Origin of the sequence: Micromonospora arborensis (assembly GCF_003205615.1) — a bacterium.
Taxonomy (GTDB): Bacteria; Actinomycetota; Actinomycetes; order Mycobacteriales; family Micromonosporaceae; genus Micromonospora; species Micromonospora arborensis.
The window spans coordinates 69,747-77,227 of record NZ_PYBV01000006.1; the positions used below are offsets into that span (position 1 = coordinate 69,747).

8 protein-coding genes are annotated in these 7,481 nt (G+C 71.7%); 3 read left to right on the forward strand and 5 right to left on the reverse strand.

Translation table 11 applies throughout. The annotated features are described in order from the left end of the window. Positions 1-124: 124 nt before the first annotated feature. The 3 genes from phoH2 to C7C45_RS05740 form a co-directional block, all read right to left on the reverse strand. Complete coding sequence (gene phoH2, locus C7C45_RS05730; protein ID WP_110562596.1) at positions 125-1,540, reverse strand: RNA 5'-3' helicase PhoH2; 1,416 nt, start codon at positions 1,538-1,540, stop codon at positions 125-127. Between the two features lie 415 nt (positions 1,541-1,955). Continuing rightward, entirely contained in the window at positions 1,956-2,291 is a 336-nt protein-coding gene (locus C7C45_RS05735) for a hypothetical protein (protein ID WP_110562597.1), read from the reverse strand. Between the two features lie 31 nt (positions 2,292-2,322). After that, on the reverse strand, positions 2,323-2,667 hold the full coding sequence (locus C7C45_RS05740) for a hypothetical protein (protein ID WP_110562608.1): 345 nt from the start codon (positions 2,665-2,667) through the stop codon (positions 2,323-2,325). Between the two features lie 264 nt (positions 2,668-2,931). Here C7C45_RS05740 and C7C45_RS05745 point away from each other — a divergent pair, with 264 nt between their 5' ends. From C7C45_RS05745 to otsB, 3 genes are all read left to right on the forward strand, one after another. Further along, complete coding sequence (locus C7C45_RS05745) at positions 2,932-3,375, forward strand: XRE family transcriptional regulator (protein WP_110562598.1); 444 nt, start codon at positions 2,932-2,934, stop codon at positions 3,373-3,375. 162 nt (positions 3,376-3,537) lie between these two features. Then, entirely contained in the window at positions 3,538-3,891 is a 354-nt protein-coding gene (locus C7C45_RS05750) for a hypothetical protein (protein ID WP_110562599.1), read from the forward strand. Positions 3,892-3,958: 67 nt separating this feature from the next. Further along, entirely contained in the window at positions 3,959-4,783 is an 825-nt protein-coding gene (gene otsB, locus C7C45_RS05755) for a trehalose-phosphatase (RefSeq protein WP_110562609.1), read from the forward strand. Between the two features lie 40 nt (positions 4,784-4,823). Here the strand turns inward: otsB and C7C45_RS05760 are convergent, their stop codons facing one another. Both C7C45_RS05760 and C7C45_RS05765 read right to left on the reverse strand, forming a co-directional pair. Next, the gene (locus C7C45_RS05760; RefSeq protein ID WP_110562600.1) at positions 4,824-5,594 is read right to left on the reverse strand and encodes an isoprenyl transferase; all 771 of its coding nucleotides are present in this window, start codon (positions 5,592-5,594) and stop codon (positions 4,824-4,826) included. A gap of 31 nt (positions 5,595-5,625) precedes the next feature. Further along, complete coding sequence (locus C7C45_RS05765; RefSeq protein ID WP_425271116.1) at positions 5,626-6,789, reverse strand: geranylgeranyl reductase family protein; 1,164 nt, start codon at positions 6,787-6,789, stop codon at positions 5,626-5,628. Between the last annotated feature and the right edge of the window lie 692 nt (positions 6,790-7,481).

The following is a 7,481-nucleotide window of genomic DNA, read 5'->3' on the forward strand; positions in this document are numbered from 1 at the left end:
ATCCCTGTGGTGCGTGGACGCTCGTGGGACACGATTGCGCACAGTGAGGCTGATGGGAAACCAACCAGGCCATTTGTGATCTGCACCACACATAAAATGCGGACAAAAGCCCGCATAAGCCCCTTTAGATCGGGATGTCCTCCAGGAGATCCGTGACCATCGCGGCGATCGGAGACCGCTCCGAACGGCTGAGGGTGACGTGGGCGAAGAGCGGATGGCCCTTGAGCGCCTCGATGACGGCGGTCACCCCGTCATGCCGGCCGACCCGCAGATTGTCCCGCTGGGCCACGTCGTGGGTGAGCACCACCCGGGAGCCCTGCCCGATCCGGGACAGCACGGTCAACAGCACCCCGCGCTCGAGCGACTGGGCCTCGTCCACGATCACGTAGGCATCGTGCAGGCTGCGCCCCCGGATGTGGGTCAGCGGCAGCACCTCGAGGATGCCCCGCGAGGTGACCTCCTCCAGCACGTTCTCATGCACCACCGCGCCGAGCGTGTCGAAGACCGCCTGGGCCCACGGCGACATCTTCTCCGACTCCGACCCCGGCAGGTAGCCCAACTCCTGGCCACCGACGGCGTACAGCGGGCGGAACACGATCACCTTCTTGTGCCGGCGGCGCTCCATCACCGCCTCCAGCCCGGCGCAGAGCGCCAGCGCCGACTTGCCGGTGCCGGCCCGGCCACCGAGCGAGACGATCCCGATCGCCTCGTCGAGCAACAGGTCGAGCGCGACACGCTGCTCGGCCGAGCGGCCGTGCAACCCGAACGCCTCCCGGTCGCCCCGGACCAACCGGACCGACTTGTCCGGCAAGACCCGCCCGAGCGCGGAACCACGCCCCGAGTGCAGCACCAGGCCGGTGTGACAGGGCAGCCCGGCAGCCTCGTCGAGGTCGAGCGTCTCGCCGGCGTACAACTGGCCGATCTGCTCCTCGCTCAACGCCAGCTCGGACATGCCCGTCCAGGTCGGGTCGCTGGCCTGGCCGTGGCGGTACTCGTCGGCGCGCAGGCCCACCGAGGCCGCCTTGACCCGCAGCGGCATGTCCTTGCTGACCAGGGTCACCTCCCGCCCCTCGCCGGCGAGGTTGAGTGCGACGGAGAGGATCCGGGCGTCGTTGCTCTCGGTGCGGAAACCGGGCGGCAACACGCCGTCGTCGGTGTGGTTGAGCTCCACCCGCAGGGTGCCACCGACGTCGTTGGCGGGCACCGGTCGGTCGAGTCGGCCATGCCGGACCCGTAGGTCGTCGAGCATCCGTAGCGACTGCCGGGCGAACCAGCCCAGCTCCGGATGGTGCCGCTTGCCTTCCAGCTCGGTGATGACCACCAGAGGCAGCACCACCTCATGCTCCGCGAACCGGTGGAACGCCGCCGGATCGGAGAGCAGCACGGACGTGTCCAGGACAAAGGCCTGGCCGGCTGGTCGCGGCTCCTTGGGGTCGGCCGGCGCGGCGGCCGCCGAGCGGCGGCCCCTGGTGGCGCGGCGGGTCGAGGCAGTCGCGGCCGGGGTCTGGTCGGCACCGGCGGTGGTACGGCGAGTCGTCACAGGCCTGCTCCGACGGATGGGCACCCGCCACCCGTGTTCCGCCTCCTCCGGTGCCCGGGGACACGGGGTCGGATGCGGAACCCCATGCGCGAGGTCGCAGATCCGGGCGGACCGGCTGGCTCGGGAGAACCCCTTGCCATGCCTAGACGCTAGCCCCGCCGGACCCTTCCGGCTAGAGGTCGGACGTGGATCTCCCATGTCGGGTGTACGCACATCCGTCGGTCAGGGCATTCACCAGCGCGTATGCCGGCGGCGGACGCGGCGGAACCGGCCGGGATGCATGCCCCCTGCGCGCATCCCGGCCGGTTTGGGGCCACCGTCACCGGTCTGACGTGACCCCGACGGTGCGTGTCCGCCGCGGACGACGCACCGCGTTCGTGTCGCCGGTCGGCGGGCCGAGGCCCACCAACCGACCTCAGCCGGTACGTCGAACGAGCGTGCCGGTCGGGTGCCGCCCGGTGATCGGGGCGGCCGGCGCGGCGAACGACGAGCCGGTGTACGTGGTGCCGGGGCGGGCGACGGTGCCGGCCGAGCGGACGACGCCGGCCGGGGACACCGACAGGGCGGAGGCGATCGCCGCCTGGGCGTCGCGGCGACGTCGGTTCCACGCGCCCCGGTCACCGTCGAAGTAGCCCTGGCGGTAGCCGAAGCGGTAGCCGATGCGGTAGCTGAGCTGCCCGTGCAACCGACCGGCCGCGTAGCTGGTGGCGCCGAGCACCAGAACGAGGAACACCGCGAGGAACGGGCTCATTGGGCAGCTCCGGCCCAGCCGGGACGCCAGGTCATCGCTCCTCCGGCTCGATCGTGGTGGGATCCGCGACGAGCAGCCGGTCCAGGTCGTCGGTGCTGACCTCCTCGACCAGCTCGACACTGATCCGGCAGCCGTCCAGCACGACCTCGGCCATCGAGGACCGGCGGATCTCGCCGCCGGCGTCGTAGACCCGGACGCTCAGCTCCGGACAGCCGAGATGGGTACGCCAGGCGTTCCACTCGGCGCGGTCGCCGACGCTCAGCGACAGGTAGCGGCAGCCTCGGGCGAGGTAGAGCCGCCAGGGGGCGGTCAGCCCCGCGGCCACCCCCTCGGCGATCAGCCCGAAGGCCTGGGCGCGGGTGGCGAGCTCGGTCACCACACCCCCCTGGCACCGGGGGCATGACGCATGTGAGCACCAATCGTCTCATGCACGTGACACACCGTAGATTGTCCCATGGACGTGACAGTATCAGCTTTTCGTCCGCTTACGTTCGCCACTATGGGCATCTATTCTGCCCGCGTGACACCCCTCAACCGTGGCACAGAATCGTTTACCGGAAATCCGAAGATCCCGTCACGTCGGCGTGACAGTGGCGAGCCGGGGCACACGCTCGCAGCCGGCTGGCCGTACCGTCACGGGGTGACCGAGACGGCCCATGCGCGGAAGATCGCCTTCGCCACCTTCGTCCGGCGCGCCCTGGACGAGGCGCGGGCGACCCGGGCCTGGAGTGGCACCGAGGTGTCCCGGCGCACCGGCGTCTCCCGGCAGACCATCAACCGCTGGGTTCGAGGCGACTGGGCCAGCGACCCGGAGGCCGAACGCGTGGTCGCCTTCTGCGAGGGCCTGGGCTTGAATCCGGCCGCCGCCTTCGCCGCGCTCGGCTGGGACCGCACCGCGGCCGGCCCCCGGACCGGCCAGCCCGCCCCTCCGATGGACCCCGACGTGGAGGCACTGCTGCGCCGCCTGGTCGATCCGAACGTGTCGGACGCGGAGAAGTTCCACATCCGCGAAACCATCAGATACCTCGCATACCGCCCAACGTTGCCGGTCGATGTCCGCAATAGGGGCAATCAGGCAGGGTAGTTCCTCAGATGGCGAAAGAACGCCTGGTCGGGTTCATTCGTTTGGCTCCAGGGCTCGGACCGGCACGCTAGCGTCCCTATTCGTACTGCTTGGGCTCGTCATCGGCGGGGGGACGGGACAAGGCCGAACCCAGCCCTGCGGGACATAAGGAGGGGTCTGTCCATGACCCTGAAGTGGTTGGCAGTCGTGGTCGCGACAGTGTCGATGACACTGTGGGCGACCGGCAACGCAGTGACCCTCGCGGTCGACGGCGGGCAGCTTCCGCTGCTCGTCAACCTCTTCGTGCTCATCACCGCCGGCACCGCGGTCGTCCTGGCCGTCGTCGCCGAGCTGCACGAGCGGATGAACGACCGGATCAGCGCGCTCACCGAGTTCCTGGTGGCCCGGCTCAACGAGATCGAGAACCACACCGGCGACCGCAACACCGGGTTCGTGGAGGGCTACCTGTTGAGCCACGGCCAGGAGGCGGCGGTGGTGCCGTTCGGCCGGCGCGGACGAGGAGCCGCCGAACGCTGATCGCGTACCGCCGAACGGGTCCGCTCGGCCAGGAATGAGCCTGGATCGCCGGGGTACGCTGACGCGCGTGCCGCCGTTGAATCTGGGCAATCAGCAGCCGAGGACCCCGTTGAACGCCGACCAGGCCTGGGCAATCACCGCCAGCCGGGTGGCCGGGACCGTGCTCTTCTTCGACTTCGACGGCACGCTCGCGCCCGTCGACGACGATCCGACCGCGGTACGCCCGGCACCCAAGGCGCTGGCCGCCATCGAGGCGCTGGCCCCGGTCGTGCAGCGGGTCGCGATCGTCTCCGCCCGACCCGTCGAGTTCCTTCGGGATCAGCTCGGCGGGCTCGCCGGTGTGGACCTCTACGGCCTGTACGGGCTGGAGCACAGCCACTCGGGCGGCGAAACCGTCACCGAGCCGGCCGCGCTGCCCTGGGTGCCGACCATGGCCGAGCTGGCCGACCTGGCCCGGGCGGAGCTACCGCCCGGCACGCTTGTCGAGTTCAAGCGGCTCTCCGTCGCGCTGCACTGGCGTACCGCTCCGCAGCTCGGCTCGACCGTGCAGCAGTGGGGGCAGGCGCAGGCCGACCGGCTGGGGTTGCGGGTGCAGGCCGGGCGGATGGTGCTGGAGCTCAAGCCGCCGGTCGACCGGGACAAGGGCATGGTGATCGGCGAGGCGATCAAGGGTGCCACCGGCGCCTGGTACTTCGGCGACGACGTCTCGGACATCAAGGCCTTCGCCGCGCTGCGCGCCCGCGCCGCTGCCGACCCGGATTTCCTCGGCGTCTGCGTGGCCGTGGCCAACCCGGAGACCGGCCAGGAGGTGGCCACCGCCGCCGACCTGACGATCGAGTCCCCGGCCGCCCTGGGCGACTTCCTCACCCAGGCACTGACCCACCTGCCCTGAACTGGCCGGCCGGCCGGCGACAAACGCGTCGCCGGCCGGGTCAGACGCCGTAGCGGCGTTGCCTGGTGGCGTACGAGCGCAGTGCGCGCAGGAAGTCGATGTGCCGGAAATCCGGCCAGTTGAGTTCGCAGAAGTAGAACTCCGAGTGCGCGGACTGCCAGAGCATGAACCCGGACAGCCGCTGCTCCCCGCTGGTGCGGATGACCAGGTCGGGGTCGGGCTGGCCGCGGGTGTAGAGGTGCTCGGCGATGTGCTCGACGTCCAGCACCTCGGCCAACTCCTCGATCGTGCCGCCGGTGGCCGCGTGCTCCAGCAGCAGCGAGCGGACCGCGTCGGTGATCTCCCGGCGTCCGCCGTAGCCCACCGCGATGTTGACCTCCGCGCCGCCGGTGCGCTCGCGGGTGCGCTCCTCGGCGCCCTTGAGCGCCGCCGCGGTCTGCGCCGGCAGCAGGTCGAGCGCCCCGACGATGCGCAGGCGCCAGGGGTTGCCCTCCTCCGCCAACTCCACCACCAGATCCTCAATGATCTTGAGGAGGGGGTCCAGCTCGCTCGCTGGTCGGCGCAGGTTGTCGGTGGCCAGCAGATAGAGGGTGACGTGCCCGACGCCAGCCTGGTCACACCAACCGAGAACGTGCTTGATCTTTGCCGCGCCGACCCGGTGCCCGTCGTTCGGGTCGACGAAGCCCATCTCCCTCGCCCATCGGCGGTTGCCGTCGCACATCACCCCGACGTGCCGGGGCACCGGCTTACCCGCGAGCTTCGCCGTGAGCCGGCGCTCGTACACGGAGTAGATAAGGTCCCGCAGCGTCATCACCTAGCAGCGTAGCGACCCATCAGCCAGATCACCGCCTCGGAGCCCCATCCCTGCCCGGCAGACCGACACCGATCATCGCCAGTGTGCGGGCGGTGAGACGTCCGTCACCCAACCCCAACTCGACCACGTCGTAGAACACCCGGTCGTCGCGACGAGCAGCCCGAACGGCCGCGTCCACCACCCGGCGGCGCCGCGCCAACCACGCCGCGACCGAACTGTGCCGCAGGTGGGTGCCGAGACGGCGACGCAACCCGTGGGCGTAACGGCGGGCGGCCTCCTCGGGCGCCTGGGCCGCCGCCGCACCCGCGAGCGCACCGGAGAGCAGCGCGTAGAAGATTCCCTCTCCGGTGAACGGATTGATCAGCGACAGCGCGTCCCCGGCCAGCAGCGTGCGCCCCTGCCCTGGTGTCGGCCGGTGGGTGGACAGCGGCAAATGATGGGCGCGCAACGCGGTCACCGTCGCCAGGTCGGTGCCGGGCAACAGCGCGGCCAGCCGGTCCAACAGGTAGGCGCGGCTCAGCGGCTCACCACGCAGCACCTCCCCGTACCCGACGTTCGCCCGTCCGTCGCCGATCGGAAACGACCAGGCGTACGCCGGCCAGCGCGCCTTCGAGGTGACGATGAGCTGCTCGGACGGGCCGGGCAGAGCCGGGGCGTACCCCCGGATGGCCAACGCGAGGTGCCGGTCGGGATTCTGCGGGTGGCCGAGCGCCCGACGTACCACCGACCCCGCGCCGTCCGCGCCCACCACCACCCGGCCGGACAACTCCCCGTCCAGCACCACCCGGTCGGCGCGCGGCTCGACGCGGCGCACGGTGTGCCGGCGTAGCTGCGCCCCGGCCGCCACGGCGGCCGCCACCAGCCGCGCGTCGAAAACCTCCCGGGGCACGGTGTACGCAGGCCGGGGCAGCGCCCGGGCCACGGCGCCGCCACCCGGCGCGATCATGCGCAACGCGGGGAGCGGCGCGTAGCCCGCCACCGCCTCGGTCACCCCCAGCTCGTCGAGCACGTCCACCGCGTGCGCGGCGATCCCGTCGCCACACGCCTTGTCCCGGGGAAAGTCGGCCCGGTCCAGCAGCAGCACGCTGGCACCCGCCCGGCACGCCGTCAGCGCGGCGGCCGCCCCGGCCGGCCCCGCTCCCACCACCACCACGTCGAACTCGTCGTCCACCGCGCGCCTCCCTCCGACCAACGCGGCGCGGTTGTGCCGTTTCCGCACCGCCCCGACGATCCACCCGCGCCGCCCACGCCGACCGGTGTGACCGACGCCACCCGCCATCCTGCCCTCTGCCCGCTCGTACGGGCCGCACCCGCACTGACTTTCCGGTACGGCGTACGCGAACGCCGCCAGCGTTGCGGGCCGGATTCGGGGGTTGATCCACTCCGCCTCGGCGATGTGGCGGCATCCGCCCCGTGGAGACACCGCCACGTCGGCGACCTGGAGTCGATCACCGCCCGGCGGACGCACGGCCCGGCGGACGCACGGCCCGGCGGACGCACGTCCCGGCGGACGCACGGCCCGGCGGACGCACGGCCCGGCGGACGCACGTCCCGGCGGACGCACGGCCCGGCGGACGCACGGCCCGGCGGACGCACGTCCCGGCGGACGCACGTCCCGGCGGGCGCACGGCCCGGCGGAGGTAGTCCAGGCGTGGCAACAGAAGGGCTGCACTATGCCGGCAGGCACCCGCCCGGCGGAGGTGGGCCCACCTGTCCAACCGCCTGTAGACCTGCCCCATATCTGGGGCACAAACGGCGGCGCGACGTCGGCGAAGGCCCGGCCCATATCTGGGGCAGCTCTACAGCGGCTGCGACCACTTGGTCCTAGTGGTCGCGGCGTCCCGGTGGTCGCGGCGTCCCGGTGGTCGCCACGTCCCGGTAGTC

What these genes read in the sequence shown, in the direction of transcription:
- C7C45_RS05735 (WP_110562597.1), bottom strand. Translation starts at nt 2,291, where the DNA reads ATGAGCCCGTTCCTCGCGGTGTTCCTCGTTCTGGTGCTCGGCGCCACC.
- C7C45_RS05750 (WP_110562599.1), top strand. Translation starts at nt 3,538, where the DNA reads ATGACCCTGAAGTGGTTGGCAGTCGTGGTCGCGACAGTGTCGATGACA.
- C7C45_RS05760 (WP_110562600.1), bottom strand. Translation starts at nt 5,594, where the DNA reads ATGACGCTGCGGGACCTTATCTACTCCGTGTACGAGCGCCGGCTCACG.